The sequence below is a fragment of the Streptomyces palmae genome (genome assembly GCF_004684805.1).
GTDB classification, from domain to species: Bacteria; Actinomycetota; Actinomycetes; order Streptomycetales; family Streptomycetaceae; genus Streptomyces; species Streptomyces palmae.
The window spans coordinates 1-19,844 of record NZ_SRID01000093.1 but is presented as its reverse complement, the minus strand read 5'-3'; the positions used below and the strand labels follow the sequence as shown (position 1 = coordinate 19,844).

Annotated in this window: 18 protein-coding genes and 1 riboswitch; of the genes, 11 read left to right on the top strand and 7 right to left on the bottom strand. The window is 70.6% G+C overall.

Features of this window, described 5'->3' with window-relative positions; genetic code table 11:
• The 7 genes from E4099_RS33610 to E4099_RS12780 all read left to right on the top strand — a co-directional run.
• The coding region (locus tag E4099_RS33610; protein WP_135339144.1) for an HD-GYP domain-containing protein at positions 1–1,340 on the top strand (1,340 nt) is incomplete at its 5' end.
• Between the two features lie 240 nt (positions 1,341–1,580).
• Positions 1,581–2,591 carry a tetratricopeptide repeat protein gene (locus tag E4099_RS12805; RefSeq protein ID WP_135339143.1) on the top strand — a complete coding sequence of 337 codons (1,011 nt, stop codon included), beginning with the start codon at positions 1,581–1,583 and terminating at the stop codon, positions 2,589–2,591.
• Between the two features lie 107 nt (positions 2,592–2,698).
• Positions 2,699–3,328 (top strand): peptide deformylase, encoded by a 630-nt coding sequence (gene def, locus E4099_RS12800; protein WP_135339142.1) that lies wholly within the window; start codon positions 2,699–2,701, stop codon positions 3,326–3,328.
• A 307-nt stretch (positions 3,329–3,635) separates the two neighbouring features.
• The gene (locus tag E4099_RS12795) at positions 3,636–4,283 is read left to right on the top strand and encodes a hypothetical protein (RefSeq protein WP_135339141.1); all 648 of its coding nucleotides are present in this window, start codon (positions 3,636–3,638) and stop codon (positions 4,281–4,283) included.
• A gap of 279 nt (positions 4,284–4,562) precedes the next feature.
• Positions 4,563–4,832 (top strand): hypothetical protein, encoded by a 270-nt coding sequence (locus tag E4099_RS12790; RefSeq protein ID WP_135339140.1) that lies wholly within the window; start codon positions 4,563–4,565, stop codon positions 4,830–4,832.
• A 39-nt stretch (positions 4,833–4,871) separates the two neighbouring features.
• Positions 4,872–5,144, top strand: a complete 273-nt coding sequence (locus E4099_RS12785) for a hypothetical protein (protein WP_135339139.1) — start codon at positions 4,872–4,874, stop codon at positions 5,142–5,144.
• Between the two features lie 173 nt (positions 5,145–5,317).
• The gene (locus E4099_RS12780) at positions 5,318–5,626 is read left to right on the top strand and encodes a hypothetical protein (RefSeq protein ID WP_135339138.1); all 309 of its coding nucleotides are present in this window, start codon (positions 5,318–5,320) and stop codon (positions 5,624–5,626) included.
• A 90-nt stretch (positions 5,627–5,716) separates the two neighbouring features.
• Here the strand turns inward: E4099_RS12780 and E4099_RS12775 are convergent, their stop codons facing one another.
• From E4099_RS12775 to E4099_RS12750, 6 genes are all read right to left on the bottom strand, one after another.
• Positions 5,717–6,727, bottom strand: coding sequence for an alpha/beta fold hydrolase (locus E4099_RS12775; protein WP_135339137.1), 1,011 nt, complete (start codon positions 6,725–6,727; stop codon positions 5,717–5,719).
• 242 nt (positions 6,728–6,969) lie between these two features.
• Positions 6,970–7,926 carry a ribonucleotide-diphosphate reductase subunit beta gene (locus E4099_RS12770; RefSeq protein ID WP_245244796.1) on the bottom strand — a complete coding sequence of 319 codons (957 nt, stop codon included), beginning with the start codon at positions 7,924–7,926 and terminating at the stop codon, positions 6,970–6,972.
• Between the two features lie 89 nt (positions 7,927–8,015).
• A complete protein-coding gene (locus E4099_RS12765; protein ID WP_135339135.1) occupies positions 8,016–10,421 on the bottom strand; it encodes a ribonucleoside-diphosphate reductase subunit alpha in 2,406 nt (801 codons plus the stop codon).
• 124 nt (positions 10,422–10,545) lie between these two features.
• Positions 10,546–10,706: riboswitch (cobalamin riboswitch) on the bottom strand.
• A gap of 239 nt (positions 10,707–10,945) precedes the next feature.
• Positions 10,946–12,589 carry a monocarboxylate uptake permease MctP gene (mctP, locus tag E4099_RS12760; protein ID WP_135339134.1) on the bottom strand — a complete coding sequence of 548 codons (1,644 nt, stop codon included), beginning with the start codon at positions 12,587–12,589 and terminating at the stop codon, positions 10,946–10,948.
• Positions 12,586–12,843 carry a DUF3311 domain-containing protein gene (locus E4099_RS12755; RefSeq protein ID WP_135339133.1) on the bottom strand — a complete coding sequence of 86 codons (258 nt, stop codon included), beginning with the start codon at positions 12,841–12,843 and terminating at the stop codon, positions 12,586–12,588. The genes mctP and E4099_RS12755 overlap by 4 nt, the downstream gene beginning before the upstream one ends.
• A gap of 146 nt (positions 12,844–12,989) precedes the next feature.
• Positions 12,990–13,781, bottom strand: coding sequence for a GntR family transcriptional regulator (locus E4099_RS12750; protein ID WP_209446605.1), 792 nt, complete (start codon positions 13,779–13,781; stop codon positions 12,990–12,992).
• Between the two features lie 239 nt (positions 13,782–14,020).
• Here E4099_RS12750 and E4099_RS12745 point away from each other — a divergent pair, with 239 nt between their 5' ends.
• From E4099_RS12745 to E4099_RS12730, 4 genes are all read left to right on the top strand, one after another.
• Entirely contained in the window at positions 14,021–15,280 is a 1,260-nt protein-coding gene (locus E4099_RS12745; protein WP_135339132.1) for an extracellular solute-binding protein, read from the top strand.
• 13 nt (positions 15,281–15,293) lie between these two features.
• Positions 15,294–16,280, top strand: a complete 987-nt coding sequence (locus tag E4099_RS12740) for a carbohydrate ABC transporter permease (protein WP_135339145.1) — start codon at positions 15,294–15,296, stop codon at positions 16,278–16,280.
• On the top strand, positions 16,277–17,116 hold the full coding sequence (locus tag E4099_RS12735; RefSeq protein ID WP_135339131.1) for a carbohydrate ABC transporter permease: 840 nt from the start codon (positions 16,277–16,279) through the stop codon (positions 17,114–17,116). The genes E4099_RS12740 and E4099_RS12735 overlap by 4 nt, the downstream gene beginning before the upstream one ends.
• 124 nt (positions 17,117–17,240) lie before the next feature.
• The gene (locus E4099_RS12730) at positions 17,241–18,773 is read left to right on the top strand and encodes a glycoside hydrolase family 3 protein (protein ID WP_135339130.1); all 1,533 of its coding nucleotides are present in this window, start codon (positions 17,241–17,243) and stop codon (positions 18,771–18,773) included.
• 178 nt (positions 18,774–18,951) lie between these two features.
• Here the strand turns inward: E4099_RS12730 and nagB are convergent, their stop codons facing one another.
• Positions 18,952–19,737, bottom strand: a complete 786-nt coding sequence (nagB, locus tag E4099_RS12725) for a glucosamine-6-phosphate deaminase (protein WP_135339129.1) — start codon at positions 19,735–19,737, stop codon at positions 18,952–18,954.
• Positions 19,738–19,844 lie beyond the last annotated feature (107 nt).

Below are 19,844 nucleotides of genomic sequence, written 5' to 3'. Positions count from 1 at the left end.
GGGGCGCCGGGCCCGGGCCGGGTGGTCTGGGGCGGGAACCCGCGCCGCTGGCCGCCGTGGGCGCCCTCGCCTACGCGCTGCTGGAGGGGGCCTCGGCCGGCCGAGGCGCCGCGGACGCGGTGCTCCAGGCCGTCGCGGTGCTGGCCGCGGCCGAGCTCCTCGGCACGGTGCCGCACGTCGCCCGCGGCCATCGGGCCGCCGTGGACCGGCTCGCCCGCCGGCTGCTCACCGCCGCGTTCACCGCCACCTGCTGCCAACCGCTCGCCCTGGCCGGAGGGTTGACCGGAGGATCGGGCTCCGGATCGTACCGCCTCGGATACCTCCTCCTGCTGCTGGTCCTGGTCGCGCTCTGCGACGCGGTGCTGGCAGCGCTGTCGGCCTGGACCGCCACCGGGCGGCCGTACCCCGTTCTGCTCGCGGACGAACTGCGGGCGCTGCCCGGGGCCGGGGCGGCGGTCGGTGCCACCGGGCTGGTGACGGCCCTGGCGGTGTCGGTGGCCGGGCTGTGGGCACTGCCGGTCGTCTGTGTGCCGCTCCTGCTGTCCCAGTACTCCTGCCGGCGCTACGCGGAGGAACGCGCCACCCATGTCCAGACCATCGCCTCCCTCGCCCGCGCCACGGAGATCGCGGGCTACACCCCGGCCGGGCACGCCCGGACGGTGGCCGCGCTGAGCCTGGCGGTCGGCCGGGAGTTGGGGCTCGGCGGCCGGGAGCTGGCGCTGCTGGAACATGCGGCCCTGATGCATGACATCGGGCAGTTGTCACTGGTCGACCCGGTGCCGGGTGGGGCCACCGAGCGGCTGACCGCCGCCGAGCAGCGCCGGATCGCGCTGCTGGGCGGGACGGTGGTGCGGCAGACCGGAGCCCCCGCGCAGGTGGCGGTGATCGTGGAGCGGCAGGCCGCGCCGTACCGGGAGCAGCCGCTGACCGCGCGGATCGTACGGGTGGCCAACGCGTACACGGAACTGGTCGGCCCCGGCGGACACCCCACCGGCCCCGAGAGCCTCACGGCCACCGAGAACGCCTCGGACCCCGGGCACCTCGGCGGCCTCGGGAGCGCCGCGGGTCCCGAGTGCCTCAAGGGTGCCGGGAGCGCCGCGGGTCCTGAGCACCTCGGGGGCTTCGAGAACGCCCCGCGCGCCGGCGAGAACCCGCCGTATCCCGAGAACCCCTCGGACCCCCGGGCCGCCGGGCACCCCGGCGGCCCGGGGAGCGCCACGGGTCCCGGTGCCGCGCTGTGGGCGCTGGAGCGGTTGCGGCTGGCCACCGCGCGGGATTTCGATCCGGCAGTGGTGGCGGCCCTGACCCGGGTACTCGTGGGGGGAGTGAGCCGCGGCTGACCCGGTGCGACCCGTGGGTAATGAGCCGGTACCGGAAGCGGCATGGTTGGATGCCGGTTATCGGGTGTCGGGCCGCTCACCAGCGGCAAGAAGTGTGGTGGGCCCCTGTTCCCCGGGCGAATCCGAGGGGCCGGGCTGAGATGTCGGCGAATGTGTGGCAGGTTGGCGTCAGGGGAGGGCGACGCCGTCCGCTCAGACATCGGGTGCGGGATATACGGAGAAAACCGGCAGGCGGGAATCGTGAAGATCTTCGGCAAGGTACGGCACCGACCCTCCGCCTCGTGGCGGCAGGCGACGGACCGTGCGTTCACGCTCATCGGTGACGGTCGCTATGAGGACGCGGGCACGCTGCTGACCCGTGCCGCGGACATGGAGCCGTGGCTGTCGGAGTCCTGGTTCAACCTGGCGCTGCTGCACAAGTTCCGGCACGACTGGGAGCAGGCGCGGGCGGCGGGACTGCGCGCCGTGGCGCTGCTGGATCGGGCGGTCGGTGCCCCGGACTGGTGGAACGTGGGGATCGCGGCCACCGCGTTGCAGGACTGGCCGCTGGCCCGTCGGGCCTGGCAGGCGTACGGGCTGCGGGTGCCCGGCGACCGGGATCCGGGATCGGCGGCGGACGAGCCGCTGGGCATGGAGCTGGGCAGCGCCGCGGTGCGGCTGTCCCCGGAGGGTGAGGCCGAGGTCGTCTGGGGCCGCCGGCTGGACCCGGCCCGGATCGAGGTGCTGAGCATTCCGCTGCCGTCCTCGGGGCGCCGCTGGGGCGAGGTGGTGCTGCACGACGGGGTGCCGCACGGTGAGCGCACCACGGCAGCCGGCACCGACGGGGCCACCCGGGCCTTCCCGGTGTTCGACGAGATCGAGTTGTGGGCGCCGTCCCCGGTGCCGACCTGGGTGGTGCTGCTGGAGGCGGCCACCGAGGCGGACCGGGACGCGCTGGAGCGGCTGGCGGCGGACGCGGGCTTCGCCGCCGAGGACTGGTCGTCCTCGGTGCGACTGCTGTGCCGCTCCTGCTCGGAGAGCCGGATGCCCAGCGACGAGGGAGAAGGGGAACACCTGGATCCGCATGACCACAGCGAACCGGGCCACCCGGGCCCGCTGGGGCACCGGACCGCCGGTTCGGGATCGCTGTGGGTGCCCGAGCGGGAGTGCGGCATCGCGGCCCCCGCCGGGTTGGTGCGCGGGCTGCTGGACGGCTGGGTCGCCGACAGCCCGGACACCCGGGAGTGGCGTGACCTGGAAGAGGTCTGCTGACACCGGCCGGATCCGGCCCGGATTCCCCGGCCCGGGCTGGGCCGGACGGGGGACCCGTACCCTGTAGGGCGACGAGCAGACGGTTTGAGGAAGGCGTGCGGCGGACCATGGCGCAGCAGGACACGGAGCAGCAGGTGGACATGGAGTTCATCGACGACACGGTGGACGCGGAGGAGCGTGAGCGGGCCCACCGCGAGCGCGGTACCAGCCGCCCGATCACCGTCGTCGGCAACCCGGTGCTCCACCAGGAGTGCAAGGACGTCACGGAGTTCGACGAGGCGCTGGCCGCACTGATCGACGACATGTTCGCCAGCCAGCGGACCGCCGAGGGCGTGGGCCTGGCCGCCAACCAGATCGGCGTGGACCTGAAGGTCTTCGTCTACGACTGCATGGACGACGAGGGCGTCCGGCACGTCGGCGCGGTCTGCAACCCGGTGCTGGAGGAACTCCCGGCCGAGCGCCGGCTGCTGGACGACTCCAACGAGGGCTGCCTGTCGGTGCCCGGCGCCTACGCCTCACTGGCCCGCCCCGACTACGCGGTGGTGCGCGGCCAGGACGCGTCCGGCAAGCCGATCGCGGTCCAGGGCACCGGCTACTTCGCGCGCTGCCTGCAGCACGAGACCGACCACCTCTACGGGCAGCTCTACATCGACCGGCTGTCCAAGCGGGACCGCAAGGACGCGCTGCGGCAGATGGCCGAGGGCACCCCGCGCTACCCGGTCGTCGCGAACGACTGATCCCACGCGTCGGCGGCAGGGCACCCGGCTGCCCTGCCGCCGTCCGTCACTCAGGGATTGTCATGGACCCGACATCAGTGGCAACTTCCGTCCCGTGTGCACCTCGCCTGGGTGATTTCGGGCGATCTAGGCGTCAATCGGACAGTGGTGAGATGCGGGTGCTGGGCTGGGGTTCGCAGCGGGGAGGCATCGACACGGGGGTACGGAGCGGGATGAAACGGACTTGTCGCTACTGCTAGTGTGCCGTCACTCGCAGTGAGTAACCGAATCACCCCCGTGTACCCGCAAGAAGGGCCAAGAGTTTCCCATGCGCAAGCTCCAGAAGGTCGCGATCGTCGTCGCGGCGGTTGGCAGCCTGGTCACCGTCGGTGCCGGTACCAGCTTCGCCGACGCCCCTGTCGACTACCAGGGTCAGAACGGCATGCAGCCGCAGACCGTTCCGCCGGCGTCCGCGATGCGAGCCGTCCCCCAGCCCGCTCCGCAGCCCGCTCCCCAGATGGCCGCCGCGCAGGCGGTCGCTCCGCAGCCCGCCCCGCAGGCCATGGTCCAGCAGGCCATGGCTCCGCAGCCGGCCATGGCTCCCCAGCAGGCCATGGCGCCGCAGCCGGCCGCCCGGCCGGCCATGGCTCCGCAGCCGGCCGCCCAGCAGCCGGCCGCTCCGCAGCCCGCTCCCCAGATGGCCGCCGCGCAGGCGGTCGCGCCGCAGTCCGCGCCCCAGGCCGCGCCCCGCACCGCCACCGGGCAGATGGTGGGTCAGGCCGGGGTTCAGCAGACCCGCGGTACCGGGGCGGAGCGGGAGGAGGCCGATACGTACAACATCTTCCACCCCGAGCAGGAGTGCAGCCCGCAGGAGCTGGTCCACGCCGACGTGCCGATCGGTGTGCTCTCGCAGGCTGAGACGCACGGCTACTCCTGTGTCCAGCCCAACGCGGCGTTCAACAAGTTCGAGGACTGAGGTCCCCGTTCGCCGCACCCGACGCGGTGGGCCCCCGGAGGAGAGATCCTCCGGGGGCCCACTGCTGTGGTGACGGCCATTCGGGTCGCGATTACTCCTTCCCGGGGTGGCCCGGCGGGCCAACGTCCCAGCGTGGCGGCCTTCGCTGGGCCGGATGGGGGGTTTGTGGTCGCGTTGCGTCAGCGCGTCGTCGGGCGAAAGGCATGGGCTTCTACTAATCTCCAAACGTACGAAATCGGTCGATAACCGATCGAATCGGACTCAAAAAACGGAGATCAAATGCGCAAGCTTCACAAGGCTGCGGTGGTCGTTGCCATGCTCGGCAGCGTCGGGTTCATCGGCAGCGGGACGGCTTTCGCCGGCGGAGGCCCCGAAGTCGACGTCCACCAGACCTCGATGTGCAAGTCGCACGACCTGAACCTCGACGTCCTGGGCGAGGTCGGCATCCTCAACGGCCTGCTGGGCAACGCGCTCAACGGCGAGGGCCAGTCCGGCAGCCAGGGCACCCACCTGGGCTCGAGCCAGGGCTGCAACGAGAGCGCCTTCTGATCCACCGACAGCACCACCACACAGACAAAGGGAGTTGACATGCGCAAGCTTCACAAGGCTGCCGTGGTCGTTGCCATGCTGGGCAGCGTCGGGTTCATCGGTGGCGGCACGGCCGTCGCGGGCGGCGTCCCCGGTGGCATCGACGTCCACCAGAGCGCGATGTGCAAGTCGCACGACCTGAACATCGACATCCTCGGCGAGGTCGGCCTCCTCAACGGCGTCCTGGGCAACGCGCTCAACGGCGAGGGCGACGCGGGCGGCCAGACCACCCGTGAGGGCTCGAGCCAGGGCTGCAACGAGAGCGCCTTCTGATCGGGCGAACGGTAAGTGCGTCAGGTGACTGATGCAGGGCCCCGGTGTCCGAGCCATGAGCCGGCACCGGGGCCCTTCCCCATGAGTTCGCGCGCCTCCATGGGGCTCCCCGTCGAACTCTCCATCGAATTCTCGTCGAATTCCCAACGAATCCCATCGAAAAGGAACAGCGCATGCGCAGCTGGAAGATGATCGCGGTGGTCCCCGGGCTGCTGGTCGGCCTCGGTGTGGCCGGTGTCGGTGCCGCTCAGGCGGACGACGGCGGTCCGGTGAGCTGCTCACGGGACGCCCAGGGCAACGTCACCTGCGTCCGCTCCAACGAGTCCACGTACGCCAGCGAGGACGGCACGGTGCACGTGACCCAGTCCAAGAGCTGCACCACCGTCTACCGCAACCGCCTGATCGGGCCCCAGCCGGACAGCAGGCTGCGGCAGGGTCCGTCGGTGAGCTGCAACAGCAGCGTCCGGATGGGCGGGTCCTGAAGCCCGTGCGAGGATGCTGATCCTTACCGCGCGAACGGCCGGCCCCGGGGGTTCCCCGGATCCGGCCGTTCGGCGCGTCCCGCGTGGCGCTCAGCGCAGGGCGGGTTCCGGTACGGCCGTGCGGCCCGCCGCCTGCTGAGGCGCCTGCGGCGCTGCCGCGCCCGGCGTCTCCACCGGGTTGCAGTACGGCAGACCGGTGATCGGCTGGTCGGTGCAGAACCGGGTCACCAGGTCGGAGAACTCCGCCATCCGCTCCACCGGGACCAGGTGGTCGGCCTCCTTGACCGTGGTGAACCGGGCCCCGGGTACGAGGGCGGCCACCTCCCGGCCCATGGCCGGCGTGCACAGGGAGTCGTACTCGCCGGTGAACACCAGTGAGGGCAGCGCGGGCACCGGCTCGGCCCGGTACCACTCATGGCTCATCAGCCGCGCGTTGTGCTCCACCGACTTGCGCAGGTCCTCCTCGGACTGGCCCATGAACTGCCCGTACAGCAGTCGGGAGACCACCTGGTGCTTGCGCACCCTGCCGATGCTCGCGGGCGACATGAAGCGCTCCACCAACTCGGTGGCGATTCCCGATCGGTCGCCGCGCTCCAGCATGCCCGTCCAGCGGGGCACCGCGGCGGCGTAGTCCTCGGGGATGGTCTTGGTCATGCCGACGAAGCCCAGCCGCGCCAGATGGGCGGGGTAGTGCTGGGCGAAGCGCAGCGCGATGGCGCCGCCGAAGCAGCTGCCGATCAGGTTGACGGTGGGCAGCCCCAGCTCGATCAGCAGCTGCCGCACGGCGGCGGCCAGGAAGTCCATGCCGTACCGGGCGGGCAGGAAGTCGGCGGCGCCGTAGCCGGGCAGGTCCACCGTGATCATGGTGCCGAACGGGACCAGCCACTTCTCGTGCCGCAGCCAGGCGTGCCGGTTCTGGGAGGAGCCGCCGAGCAGCACCATCGGCTCGGTCCGCGGGTCCGCGCAGTGCACCACCCGGCAGTGGTACGTGAAGCCCTCGAAGCGGAAGGTCAGCTCCTCGGCGCGGTTCTCCCGCTCCCGTGGAACCCGATCCGATCCTGCTGCGGACGTGTCCTGGAGGGCGGCGGTATCAGTGCGCATGGGGACCCCTGGGAGGAGGGAGCAGAGCAGATCGCGCCATCCTTTCCCGAAAGCGGAGATATGGGCAGCAATCCACCCTTTGGTGGGCGATTCCCTCGGGCTCTCGGCTTGCCCGCCATGGTCCGTTGACGCGCCAGGGGCGCACCCGGGTACGGATGCGCCCCTGGAAGGCCGACTGGGGAAGGCGTCTCCCGTCGTCGTCTCCCGCCGTCGTTTCCAGAAGTCCTCTCGAGAAGCCCTCTCTAGAAGTCGTCGTCGAAGGAGACCGAGCCCTCCACCGCGATCTGGTAGGCCGAGGCACGCCGTTCGAAGAAGTTGGTCAGCTCCTGGACGTTCTGCAACTCCATGAAGGCGAACGGGTTCTCCGAGCCGTAGCGGGCCGGCAGGCCCAGTCGGGCCAGCCGCTGGTCGGCCACGCACTGGAGGTACTCGCGCATCGAGGCGGTGTTCATGCCGGGCAGGCCGTCGCCGCACAGGTCCCGGGCGAACTGCAACTCGGCCTCCACGGCCTCCTCCAGCATCGCGGTGACCTGCTTGCCCATCTCCTCGTCGAAGAGATCCGGCTCCTCCTCGCGGACCGTGTCCACGACCTGGAAGGCGAAGTCCATGTGCATGGACTCGTCCCGGAAGACCCAGTTGGTGCCGGTGGCCAGGCCGTGCAGCAGACCGCGCGAGCGGAACCAGTACACGTAGGCGAAGGCGCCGTAGAAGAACAGGCCCTCGATACAGGCCGCGAAGCAGATCAGGTTGAGCAGGAAGCGGCGCCGGTCGGCCTTGGACTCCAGCCGGTCGAGCTTCTCCACCTCGTTGATCCAGCGGAAGCAGAACTGCGCCTTCTCCCGGATGGACGGGATGTTCTCCACCGCGGCGAAGGCGGCGGTGCGGTCGTCCGGATCGGGCAGATAGGTGTCCAGCAGGGTCAGGTAGAACTGGACGTGCACGGCCTCCTCGAAGAGCTGCCGCGACAGGTACAGCCGCGCCTCAGGGGAGTTGATGTGCTTGTAGAGCGTGAGCACCAGGTTGTTGGCCACGATCGAGTCACCGGTGGCGAAGAACGCCACCAGGCGGCCGATCAGGTGCTGCTCGCCCGGCGAGAGCTTGGCGAGGTCGGCCACGTCGGAGTGGAGGTCGACCTCCTCCACGGTCCAGGTGTTCTTGATCGCGTTGCGGTAGTGCTCGTAGAAGTCCGGGTACCGCATGGGCCGCAGGGTCAGCTCGAAGCCCGGGTCGAGCAGGTTCTTGGGGCGTGCGGAAGTCGTCGGGTGGTGGTCGGGCGACGGGTCGGGGGTCACTGGCAGGCCTCGCAGGACTCGGGGTTTTCCAGGGAGCAGGCGATCGCCTCGGCGTCGGGCACGGCCTGCTGGGCGGGGACGGGGGCGGCGGCCCGGGCCGACTGGGCGATCCGGGTCGCCGGGCGCGAACGCAGGTAGTAGGTGGTCTTGATGCCCTGCTTCCAGGCGTACGCGTACATCGAGCTGAGCTTGCCGATGGTGGGCGCGGCCATGAAGAGGTTGAGCGACTGGCTCTGGTCGAGGTACGGGGTCCGCGCGGCGGCCATGTCGATCAGCGCGCGCTGCGGGATCTCCCAGGCGGTGCGGTACAGGTCGCGGATCTCCCGGGGCACCCAGGAGAAGTCCTGGACCGAGCCGTTGGACTCGCGCAGCGCCTCGCGGGTCTGCGCGTCCCACACGCCCAGCTCCTTGAGGTCGTTCACCAGGTAGGAGTTGACCTGGAGGAACTCACCGCTGAGCGTCTCGCGCTTGAACAGGTTGGAGACCTGCGGCTCGATGCACTCGTAGACGCCGGCGATGGAGGCGATGGTGGCGGTCGGGGCGATGGCCAGCAGCAGGGAGTTGCGCATCCCGGTCTTCGCCATCCGCTCGCGCAGCGCGCTCCAGCGCTCCGGCCAGCTCGACCGGGCACCCTGGTAGTGGTCCGGGTGCAGCACTCCGCGTGCGGTGCGGGTGGCCGACCAGGCGGGGTGCGGGCCGTGCCGCTCGGCGAGGTCGCAGGAGGCCTCGTACGCGGCCAGCATGATCCGCTCGGAGATCCGGGTGGAGAGCGCCTTGGCCTCGGCGGAGTCGAACGGCAGCCGCAGCCGGAAGAACACGTCCTGCAGGCCCATCAGGCCCAGCCCCACCGGCCGCCAGCGGGAGTTGGAGGCTCCGGCCTCCTCGGTCGGGTAGAAGTTGATGTCCACCACGCGGTCCAGGAAGGTGACCGCGGTGCGGACGGTGCGGTCCAGCTCCTCCCAGTCCATGTCCAGTTCGCCACTGGCCGCGTCCTGGACCAGGTGGGCGGAGAGGTTCACCGAGCCGAGGTTGCACACCGCGGTCTCGCCGTCGTCGGTGACCTCCAGGATCTCGGTGCACAGGTTGGAGGAGTGCACCACCCGGCCGGGCTCGGCGGTCTGGTTGGCGGTGCGGTTGGCGGCGTCCTTGAAGGTCATCCAGCCGTTGCCGGTCTGCGCCAGGGTGCGCATCATCCGGGCGTACAGCTGCCGGGCCGGGACGGTCTTGACGGCCTTGCCCTCGGCTTCGGCCCGGCGGTAGGCGGCGTCGAAGGCCTCGCCCCACAGGTCGACCAGCTCGGGGGTGTCGGCGGGGGAGAACAGCGACCAGTCGGCGTCTGCCTCCACCCGGCGCATGAACTCGTCCGGGATCCAGTGCGCGATGTTCAGGTTGTGGGTGCGGCGGGCGTCCTCACCGGTGTTGTCCCGCAGCTCCAGGAACTCCTCGATATCCGCGTGCCAGGTCTCCAGGTAGACGCAGGCCGCGCCCTTGCGCCGGCCGCCCTGGTTGACGGCGGCCACCGAGGCGTCCAGGGTGCGCAGGAACGGCACGATGCCGTTGGAGTGCCCGTTGGTGCCGCGGATCAGCGAGCCCCGGGCCCGGATCCGCGAGTAGGACAGGCCGATGCCGCCGGCGTGCTTGGAGAGCCGGGCGACCTGGTGGTAGCGGTTGTAGATGGAGTCCAGCTCGTCCAGCGGGGAGTCCAGCAGGTAGCAGGAGGACATCTGCGGGTGCCGGGTGCCGGAGTTGAACAGGGTGGGGGAGCTGGGCAGGTAGGACAGCGAGCTGGTCAGCCGGTACAGCTCGCAGACCTCCTCCAGCGCCCGCTCGCTCAGGTCCTCGGCCAGCCCGCAGGCCACCCGGAGCAGGAAGTGCTGCGGGGTCTCGATCACCTGGCGGGTGGTGGGGTGGCGCAGCAGGTAGCGGCTGTGCAGGGTGCGCAGCCCGAAGTAGCCGAAGCGGTCGTCGGCGCCGTCCGCCACGGTCTTGTCGACCAGCGCGTCCAGCCGGGCGGCGTGCGCCCGTACGAAGGCCAGGGTGCCGTCGGCGATCAGGCCCTCGCGGTGCCCGGTCTCCACCGAGGCGGAGAAGGAGACGGCGCCCTGTCCGGCGGCCTCCTGGGCGATGGCGAGGGTCAGCAGCCGGGCGGCGAGCTGGGAGTACTCCGGCTCCTCGGCGATCAGCCCGGCGGCGGCCTCGGTGGCCAGGGCCCGCAACTCCGCCTCGTCCGAGCCGGCATGGCGCCCGCGCAGCGCGGCGGCGGCCACCTTTCCGGGGTCGGTGGCGGGAAGATCGGCGGTGAGGTCGGTCAGGGTGCGCAGCAGGGCGGTCCCCGGCGCGTCGGACACGGAGTCCTGGGAGTCCTGGGCCGCTGAAACCGGATCGGCGGGCGCGATGGTCACGGAGGTGCTCTCCTCGCTCGGCTGGAGGGCCTGGAGGGTGGTGCGCGATGGGCGCGTACGGGCATGCCGGACCTGTGTCGGGGCACACCGCGCAGCGTCCACCGGCCCAACCCACGAGGCCCGGACGTGTTCGAGGTCGCCGGCAGGTCATCGGACTCACGCGCACGCGAAAACGGCACACGTACACCGTTGCGGGACAGTTCCGGATTCGCACCGGATTCCCCTGCGGCGACAGCGAGGATGAGCATACATCTTGTGTCGGTGGCCGTAGGCACCACCAGATGTTGTGTCAGCCGCTTTGAGCTTTCGCACGAATGTGCTATATCGGGAGGGTCTTGACCCGCCCCCGAGGCGCGTCGAAGGGGCGCGGCGAGCATGCCGCGCCCCTGCGCTGTCCACGGTATCGAAGGTATAGAAGGCCGGGCCCCGGAGACGAACGGGCCCGGCGTGATGCCCGGCACCCCACCGCCGCCGGCCCCGGGTGGGGCCGGCGGCGGTGGGGTGCCGATCGGACTCGATCCGACTCAGTGGCCGCTGGCCGCGCCCGCCGTGTCGGTCGTGCCCGCCGCGGCGGCCGGCCGCTTGGCCGGTGCGGCCGGCTCCGCGCTGTCCGCCCGGTAGTCCGCGGGGGAGGTCTCGTCCACGCCGTCGGGGGCCTTCAGGGCCCGCAGCGCCACCGTGAGCACCACGGTCACCACCACGTTCAGCACAAAGGCGGTCAGGCCGATGTAGCCGATCTCGCCGATGCCCGGAATGTCGGTGGTGTTGCCGAAGTGCTTCTGGGTGGCACTGGGGGTGTCGTACGCCTTCCAGGTGCCGTACACCATGCCGACCGCCCAGCCCGCCAGCAGCGCCCAGCGGTGGAACCAGCGGGTGAACAGGCCGCCCACCAGGGCCGGGAAGGTCTGCAGGATCCAGATGCCGCCCAGCAGCTGGAAGTTGATCGCCACCGTCTTGTCCATGCTCAGGACGAAGATCAGCGCGCCCACCTTGACCAGCAGCGACACCAGCTTGGAGACCTTGGTCTCCTGCTCGGGGGTGGCATCCGGCTTCAGGAAGTCCTTGTAGATGTTTCGGGTGAACAGATTGGCCGCGGCGATCGACATGATCGCCGCCGGGACCAGTGCCCCGATCCCGATCGCGGCGAAGGCCACACCGGTGAACCAGTCCGGGAACATGTCCTCGAACAGCTGCGGGATGGCCAGCTGCGGGTTGTCCGTCTTCACCCCGGCCGCGATCGCCATGAAGCCCAGCAGCGCCAGCAGGCCCAGCATCAGCGAGTAGAGCGGCAGGATGGTGGTGTTGCGGCGGATCACCTCGCGGCTGCGGCTGGAGAGCGTCGCGGTGATCGAGTGCGGATACATGAACAGCGCCAGCGCCGAACCCATCGCCAGGGTGCCGTACGCCCACTGCGAGGCTTCCCCTGGCGCCAGCGCGCCGCGTGGTTTGCCCGCGTCATTGGTCTGCGACAGCGCGTCCCCGGCCTTGGCGAAGATGTCGTCGAAGCCGCCCAGCTTGATCGGGATGTAGATGATCGCCACCGCGATCACGATGTAGATCAGGGTGTCCTTGACGAACGCGATCAGCGCGGGGGCGCGCAGCCCGGAGGAGTAGGTGTAGGCCGCCAGCACGCCGAAGGCGATCAGCAGCGGCAGGTCCTTGACGAACCAGTTGGTGTCCTCACCGCCGCCCACACCCATCACGTCCAGCACCGCCTGGATGCCCACCAGCTGCAGCGCGATGTACGGCATGGTGGCGAGGATGCCGGTGATCGCCACGGCCAGCGAGAGCCCCTTGGAGCCGAACCGGCCGCGCACGAAGTCCGAGGTGGTGACGTACCCGTGCTTGTGCGACACCGACCAGAGCCGGGGCAGGAAGGTGAAGATCAGCGGGTAGACCAGGATGGTGTACGGCACCGCGAAGAAGCCCGCCGCGCCCGCCGTGTAGATGGCCGCCGGAACCGCCACGAAGGTGTACGCGGTGTACAGGTCGCCGCCCAGCAGGAACCAGGTGATCCAGGTGCCGAAGCTGCGGCCGCCCAGGCCCCACTCGTCGAGGTTCTGGGAGTTCTCCGCGGCCCGCCAGCGCGCGGCCATGAAACCCATGACCGTGACGGCCAGGAAGAAGAAGATGAAGACGCCGAGTGCGACGCCGTTCACGTCGTTCATCGGACGGCGCCTTCCTTGCGGGCCCGCTGCTCACGGCGGACCAGGACATAGGCGATCCAGGTCAGCACGGCGGAGACGGGCACCCAGAGCATCTGGTACCAGTAGAAGAACGGGATGCCCCACAAGGTGGGGTCGACCTTCGCGTACGAGCCGACCCACAGCATCGCGACGAACGGGGCGACCAGGCACAGGCCGACCACCACCCGCGAGGGGGTGATGACCGGTCTGCTGCCCGGCGGGGATGTTTCAGGCATGGCGGCGGCTCCGTCCCTTGGATCACCTGCGTAATGCGCAGGAAATCTAGGCCAGGGTGCCGGTGGCCGTCACTACCCGTCCGTATGTCGATATGGAAACACTCGGGGCCGCCCCCGCGGTCCTGGCCCGGTGCGCGCCCGCCTGCTCAGTCGGTGGGGCGCTTGAGGCGGGCCACGAACTTGTACCGGTCGCCGCGGTAGACCGACCGCACCCACTCCACCGGCTCGCCCTCGGTGTCCAGCGAGTGCCGGGAGAGCATCAGCATCGGCAGGCCCACGTCGGTGCCCAGCAGACCGGCCTCGCGCGGGGTGGCCAGCGAGGTCTCGATGGTCTCCTCGGCCTCGGCCGGCCGTACGTCGTAGACCTCGGCCAGCGCGGTGTACAGCGAGGAGTACCGCGCCAGGTTGCGGCGCAGGGCGGGGAAGCGCTTGGCCGACAGATGGGTGGTCTCGATGGCCATCGGCTCGCCGCTGGCCAGCCGCAGCCGCTCGATCCGCAGCACCCGGCCGCCGGCGGTGATGTCCAGCAGTTCGGCCAGCCGGTCGTCGGCGGTCACATAGCCGATGTCCAGCAGCTGCGAGGTGGGTTCCAGGCCCTGCGCCTTCATGTCCTCGGTGTAGGAGGTCAGTTGCAGCGCCTGGGACACCTTGGGCTTGGCCACGAAGGTGCCCTTGCCCTGGATGCGCTCCAGCCGGCCCTCCACCACCAGCTCCTGGAGGGCCTGCCGGACCGTGGTCCGCGAGGTGTCGAACTCGGCGGCCAGGGTGCGTTCGGGAGGGACCGCGGTGCCGGGGGGCAGGGTCTCCGTCATCTCCAGCAGATGCCGCTTGAGCCGGTAGTACTTGGGCACGCGGGCGGTGCGCGCCCCGCCGGCCCCGCCGCTGCTCTCAGCAGCGGCCCTGGCCGTGTCCCTGGCCGTGTCGCCGTCGGTCTCCATGGCGCGCCTTCCCGACTCCTGTCCTGCTGCCGTCACCGGCTCCTCCGTCATCAGCGGCTCACATCGTGGCACGACCCCGACTCCTCGCCACCCGCCGGTCCCGGAAGTCGCCAGATGTCGTTCCGGTAACGGAGCCGACAGCGACTCTTATACACCCTTGACACCCCTAAAGGTCTAGGCCAAGCTGCGGACTGGTCTAAACCATTTAAGACCACATCCAGTTCTTTGAGGAGAGTGCTGTGAAGCGTGGGCTCATAGCGGCGACCGGTGTCGCGGCCATGCTGGTGAGTGTCGCGGCCTGCGGGTCCAGCGACGACGAAGGCGGCAAGGGTGGGAAGACCCTGACGGTGTGGACCATGGACGGTTCCGCGCCGGACAGTTGGACCAAGGGTGTCAAGGCCGAGTTCGAGAAGAAGACCGGCGCCAAGCTGGAGTTCCAGGTCCAGCAGTGGAAGGACATCCAGCAGAAGGTGACCACCGCGCTGTCCGAGTCCAACCCGCCGGACGTGTTCGAGATCGGCAACACCCAGACCCCCGGCTACGCCGCGACCGGCGGACTGGCCGACCTCTCCGACCTGAAGAACTCCATCGGCGCCGACTGGACGCCCTCGCTCAACGAGTCCGCCCTGTACGAGGGCAAGCAGTACGCGGCCCCCTGGTTCGCCGCCAACCGGGTCGTCATCTACAACAAGCGGATCTGGGCCGAGGCCGGCATCACGGAAATCCCCAAGACCCGCACCGAGTTCTTCAAGGACCTCGACACCATCGAGAAGAAGACCGACGCCGAGCCGCTCTACCTGCCCGGCCAGAACTGGTACTTCTTCGACGGGCTGACCCTGGGCGCCGGCGCGGAGCTGGTGAAGAAGGACGGGGACAAGTGGGTCTCCAACCTGTCCGACCCCAAGGTCGGCAAGGCCATGGACATCTACAAGCAGTACCAGTCCTTCAGCAAGGCGCCCAAGGACAAGGACGAGGCCCACCCGCAGCAGGGCGAGGTCTTCGCCAAGGGCAAGACCGGCGCCTTCTTCGGCATGGGCTGGGAGGCCGCGCTCTCCATCAAGACCAACCCCGAGATCAAGAAGGACATCGGCTACTTCACCATCCCGGGCGAGACCGCCGACAAGCCCGAAGGCGTCTTCCTGGGAGGCTCCAACTTCGCGGTCGCCGAGGGCAGCGACAAGCAGGACCTGGCCAAGGAGTTCCTGAAGATCGCCCTCTCCGACAAGTGGGAGAGCCACATCGCCAAGCAGAACGGGGTCATCCCCAACAAGCAGTTCCTGCACAAGGCGCTGGAGGGCAACGCCGCCGCCGAGGCGGCCGCCCCCGCCGCGACCAAGTCCGGCGGCACCACCCCGCTGATCCCCGAGTGGTCCCCGGTGGAGAACGCCCCCAACCCGATCACCACCTACATGACCGCCGTGCTGAACGGGAAGTCCCACGCCGAGGCCGCCGCCTCCGCCGCGGACGAGATGAACAAGCGCCTCAGCCAGGAGCAGTAAGCGGATGTCAGGCATGTCGGCGCAGGCCGAGAAGGTGGACGCCGGTCCACCGGCCGAGGTCCGCACCAGCGCGGGGCCGCTCGGCGGCGGCCCCGCCCGCGGGCGGGGCAGGCTCACCGGCGCGGCCCCGTACCTGCTGCTGCTCCCCGCGGTGGCCGCCACCCTGGTGCTGCTGGGCTGGCCGCTCGTCAAGAACGGCATGCTGTCGTTCCAGAACCTCAACAAGCGGCAGCTCATCCAGCACCTCACCGAGTGGAGGGGATTCGACAACTACCGCGAGACGCTGACCAGCGAGGCCTTTTGGCGGGTGACCGGCCGCTCGGTGGTGTTCACCGCCGTCAACGTGGCACTGATCATGCTGCTGGGCACCCTGGTCGGTCTGCTGCTGGCGCGCCTCGGCACGAAGATGCGGCTGCTGCTCTCCACCGGCCTGGTACTCGCCTGGGCGATGCCGGTCATCGCGGCGACCACCGTCTACCAGTGGCTGTTCGCCCAGCGCTTCGGCGTCGTCAACTGGGTGCTGGACGCCCTCGGTTGGCACGGTATGGCCGACTACAACTGGACCAGCAGCCAGTTCTCCACCTTCTTCGTGATCACCGTGCTGCTCGTGTGGCAGTCGATCCCCTTCGTGGCGATCAACCTCTACGCGGCCACCACCACGATCCCCAAGGAGCTCTACGAGGCGGCGGCGCTGGACGGCGCCGGCACCTGGAAGAGCTTCACCTCGGTGACCTTCCCCTTCCTCAAGCCCTTCCTGCTGGCCACCACGTTCCTCGAAGTCATCTGGATCTTCAAGGCGTTCCCGCAGGTGTTCGCGATCAACGAGGGCGGACCGGAGCGGCTCACCGAGACGCTGCCCGTCTACGCCTTCGTGGAGGGCGTCGGCAACCAGCACTACGGCATGGGCGCCGCGATCTCCGTGCTCACCATCCTGATCCTGCTCGGGTTGACCGGCTCCTACCTGCGCACCGTACTCAAGCAAGAGGAGGACGAGCTGTGAGGCGCTCGACCCCGTCGAAGGCCGCCCGGATCTGGCCGGGCGCGATCGCCGTCCTCCTCTTCATCGGCTTCACCTTCCCCGTGTACTGGATGTTCGCCACGGCCTTCAAGCCGACCTCGGACATCGTCACCGAGGACCCGGTGTGGTTCCCCAGCCACCCGACCCTGGAGCATTTCAAGACCGCGGTGCAGGCCGACAACTTCTGGACCATGGTGCGCAACTCGCTCACCGTCACCGTGCTCGCGGTGCTGCTCTCGCTGGCCATCGCGCTGCTGGCGTCCTTCGCCATGACCCGGATGCGCTTCAAGGGCCGGCGCGGCTTCATCCTGACCTTCATGATCGCCCAGATGGCCCCCTGGGAGGTCATGGTCATCGCGATCTACATGCTGGTCCGGGACGCCGACATGCTGAACAGCCTGCTGCCGCTCACCCTCTTCTACATGGTCATGGTGCTCCCCTTCACCATCCTCACGCTGCGCGGCTTCCTCGCCGCGGTGCCCAGGGAGCTGGAGGAGTCCGCGATGGTCGACGGGTGCACCCGGCCGCAGGCCTTCATCAAGGTGATCTTCCCGCTGCTGGCCCCCGGGCTGATGTCCACCTCGCTGTTCGGCTTCATCACCGCATGGAACGAATATCCGCTGGTTCTGATCCTCAACAAGGACCAGGAGGCGCAGACCCTGCCACTGTGGTTGTCGCAGTTCCAGACCGCCTTCGGCGACGACTGGGGCGCCACCATGGCGGCGGCCTCGCTCTTCGCCCTGCCGATCCTGCTGCTCTTCCTGTTCCTGCAGCGCAAGGCGGTCGGCGGCCTCACCTCCGGCGCAGTGAAGGGCTGACGGTGGTGGACGCCGACTCGCCGGGGAAGCGACTCGGCCTTCCCCGCAGGAGTCCGATCCTCCCCCGCAACCGGGAGGTACCCGCACCCCCGCCCGCGGGCGGGGGTCCCCTTGGAGGTTCCCGATGACGACCCTCGCCCACGCATCCGACACCCTCACCCGGGACGCGCTCGCCGTCCTGCAGCCCGGCTTCACCGGCACCACCGCCCCCGACTGGCTCCTGCGCCGAGTGGGCGAAGGACTGGTCGGGGTGGGGCTGTTCGGGCGGAACATCGCCTCCCCGGAACAGCTCGCCGCCCTCACCGCCGAACTCCGCGCCGAACGCGAGGACCTCCTCGTCGCCATCGACGAGGAGGGCGGCGACGTGACCCGGCTGGAGGTGCGCACCGGCTCCTCCTTCCCCGGGAACCTGGCCCTGGGCGCGGTGGATGACACCGAACTCACCCGCTCGGTCGCCCATGAACTGGGCCGCCGCCTGGCCGAGTGCGGGGTCACCCTCAACTGGGCGCCCTCCGCCGACGTCAACTCCGACCCGCGCAACCCGGTCATCGGGGTGCGCTCCTTCGGCTCCGACCCGCACCTGGTGGCCCGGCACACCGCCGCCTACATCGAGGGCCTCCAGGCCGCCGGGGTCGCCGCCTGCGCCAAACACTTCCCCGGCCACGGCGACACCTCCATCGACTCCCACCACGCGATGCCCCGCATCGACGCCGGTCTGGACACCCTCACCGCGCGTGAGCTGGTGCCCTTCCGGGCCGCCGTGGCGGCCGGCACCAAGGCCGTGATGAGCGCCCACATCCTGCTGCCCGCGCTCGACCCGGACCGGCCCGCCACCCTCAGCCGGGCCGCCCTGCACGGCCTGCTGCGCCGCCCGGTCGCCGAGGGCGGCCTCGGCTTCGACGGCCTGATCGTCACCGACGGCATGGAGATGCGGGCGATCTCGGCCGGCTACGGGATCGAACGCGGCAGCGTGCTGGCGATCGCCGCGGGCGCCGACGCCATTTGCGTGGGCGGCGGTCTGGCGGACGAGGACACCGTGCTGCGGCTGCGCGACGCGCTGGTGGGCGCGGTACGCGCGGGCGAGCTGCCTCAGGAGCGGCTCGCCGAGGCCGCGGCACGGGTGCGCGCCCTGGCCCACTGGGCGCGCCACCGGGAGACGGGCGCGGCGGAGGGGACCACGCCCGCTCCCGAGGTGGGACTGGCCGCGGCCCGCCGCGCGCTGCGGGTGACCACCGGCCCCGTCCCGTACACCCCCGCCCGCCGACCGGTGTACGTGGCCGCCTTCACCCCGATGGCCAACATCGCCGTCGGCGACGAGACGCCCTGGGGCGTGGCCGCCGAACTCACCCGGCTGCTGCCCGGCACCGCCACGGCCACCTACGGCCGGGAGGAGGCGGAGAGCACCGATCCGGCCGCGCTGGCCGCCCGGGTCCTCTCCGCGGCGGCCGACCGCCCGGTCGTCGCGGTGGTGCGCGATGCCCACCGCCACCCCTGGATGGCGCAGACCCTCGACGCGCTGGTCGCCGCCCGGCCGGAGACGGTCGTGGTGGAGATGGGCGTGCCCCAGGCGCCTCCGACCGGAGCGCTGCACATCGCCACCCACGGCGCCGCCCGGGTGTGCGGTCTGGCCGCCGCCGAGGTCATCGCGGGCGGCTGAGGCGCGTCGCGGCCCGCCCTTACGACATGACGGTGCCGGGTGCCCCCGCCGCGGGAGCACCCGGCACCGCCGTGTGCGGAGCCAGGGCCCCAGAGGGGGCGGGGGAGTGGCCGTACGGAAACTCCCCCAGTGGTGGCTGGGGGAGTCGGTGCCGGGTGCCGCGGGGCGGCTCGGGCCTCTAGAGCCCCTGCCAGCTCGGCTTGGCCGCGTAGGTGTCGCGGAAGTAGTCGGCGAGCCGCAGCCGGGAGGCCGCCGCCTCGTCCACCACCACGGTGGCGTGCGGGTGCAGCTGGAGCGCGGAAGCCGGGCAGACCGCGGCGACCGGACCCTCCACGGACCGGGCCACCGCCTCCGCCTTGCCCTCGCCGGTGGCGAGCAGCACCAGGTGGCGGGCCTCCATGATGGTGCCGATGCCCTGGGTGATGACGTGGTGCGGCACCTGCTCGATGTCGTGGTCGAAGAAGCGCGCGTTGTCCTCGCGGGTCTGCCGGGTGAGCGTCTTGATCCGGGTGCGCGAGGCGAGCGAGGAGCAGGGCTCGTTGAAACCGATATGGCCGTCGGTGCCGATACCGAGCAGCTGGAGGTCCACCCCGCCCGCCTCGGCCAGGGCACGGTCGTAGGCCGCGCAGGCCGCCGGCACGTCCCGCGCGGTGCCGTCCGGCCCCAGGAAGGAGTCCTCGGTGAGCCCGAGCGGCTCCACCACCTGGCGCAGCACCGTCGAGCGGTAGGACTCCGGGTGCCCGGAGGGCAGGCCGACGTACTCGTCGAGCTGGCATATCCGTACCCGGGAGACATCCACCGCGCCGGCCCGGACCTTGGCCGTCAGTGCCTCGTAGACGGGCAGCGGGGTGGAGCCGGTGGCGACGCCGAGCAGGGCATCGGGCTTGCGGCGCACCAGGGCGGCCATGGTCTCCGCGATGAGCTCTCCGCCTGCCATGGCGTCGGGGACGATGACAACTTCCACGCTTGGCCTGCCGTTCTGGAGAGGGGGCTCACTGGTTTAGACCAATCTAGCAGGCTTGGTCGCCACCCCGTCGGGGTTCGCCCCCCCCTGTCCGTCCGGTATCAGCC

Bases quoted from the DNA above. Each gene is read 5' to 3' on its own strand.
- def (WP_135339142.1), top strand. From the start codon at position 2,699: ATGGCGCAGCAGGACACGGAGCAGCAGGTGGACATGGAGTTCATCGAC.
- E4099_RS12795 (WP_135339141.1), top strand. From the start codon at position 3,636: ATGCGCAAGCTCCAGAAGGTCGCGATCGTCGTCGCGGCGGTTGGCAGC.
- E4099_RS12790 (WP_135339140.1), top strand. From the start codon at position 4,563: ATGCGCAAGCTTCACAAGGCTGCGGTGGTCGTTGCCATGCTCGGCAGC.
- E4099_RS12785 (WP_135339139.1), top strand. From the start codon at position 4,872: ATGCGCAAGCTTCACAAGGCTGCCGTGGTCGTTGCCATGCTGGGCAGC.
- E4099_RS12780 (WP_135339138.1), top strand. From the start codon at position 5,318: ATGCGCAGCTGGAAGATGATCGCGGTGGTCCCCGGGCTGCTGGTCGGC.
- E4099_RS12775 (WP_135339137.1), bottom strand. From the start codon at position 6,727: ATGCGCACTGATACCGCCGCCCTCCAGGACACGTCCGCAGCAGGATCG.
- E4099_RS12770 (WP_245244796.1), bottom strand. From the start codon at position 7,926: ATGCGGTACCCGGACTTCTACGAGCACTACCGCAACGCGATCAAGAAC.
- mctP (WP_135339134.1), bottom strand. From the start codon at position 12,589: ATGAACGACGTGAACGGCGTCGCACTCGGCGTCTTCATCTTCTTCTTC.
- E4099_RS12755 (WP_135339133.1), bottom strand. From the start codon at position 12,843: ATGCCTGAAACATCCCCGCCGGGCAGCAGACCGGTCATCACCCCCTCG.
- E4099_RS12750 (WP_209446605.1), bottom strand. From the start codon at position 13,781: ATGGAGACCGACGGCGACACGGCCAGGGACACGGCCAGGGCCGCTGCT.
- E4099_RS12740 (WP_135339145.1), top strand. From the start codon at position 15,294: ATGTCGGCGCAGGCCGAGAAGGTGGACGCCGGTCCACCGGCCGAGGTC.
- E4099_RS12730 (WP_135339130.1), top strand. From the start codon at position 17,241: ATGACGACCCTCGCCCACGCATCCGACACCCTCACCCGGGACGCGCTC.